The organism is Sutterella massiliensis (genome assembly GCF_016899755.1).
In the GTDB taxonomy this organism is placed as follows: Bacteria; Pseudomonadota; Gammaproteobacteria; order Burkholderiales; family Burkholderiaceae_F; genus Sutterella; species Sutterella massiliensis.
In genome coordinates, this window is record NZ_JACJJC010000297.1 from 1 (window position 1) to 434 (window position 434).

Consider the following 434-nt stretch of genomic DNA (forward strand, 5'->3'; position numbering starts at 1 on the left):
GCCCTGCTTCGATCCGCTCGAAAGCGTCGTCGAGACGACCTGCGGGTGCTTGAACGGCGTAAGGATGCGGTTGGGATGTCCGACGGCGATCGGAATGAAGATGTTCTCTCCGGGCCGCATGCGGATCGTGTGGTTTTCGTTCATGCGGTAGCCGGGGCTTTCTGTTTCGTGCCGATCGATCGGCGAAAGAGTCCGATCGATTCGATCGGGCGAAGCGGGAACGGCTCGCGTTACGGCGTCCACTTTTCGAGGCTCGGCATCGGGCCGCAAAAGCCGAACGGGAACGGCCGGAATGTTTTCCACCGCAACTGTCGGCACCGCCGGCTTGTCGGCCGCATTCTCGGCCGCAGCGGCCGGCATAGCCGCCGCAGCGGCGGCCGCGCAGCCGACAATCAGACGCCGCGCGGTTTGAAGACAATGACTCATCGGGATTC

1 protein-coding gene is annotated in these 434 nt (G+C 63.6%); it reads right to left on the reverse strand.

Translation table 11 applies throughout. The annotated features are described in order from the left end of the window. On the reverse strand, positions 1 to 434 hold a 434-nt coding region (locus tag H6A60_RS12640; RefSeq protein WP_205105188.1), incomplete at both ends, for a hypothetical protein.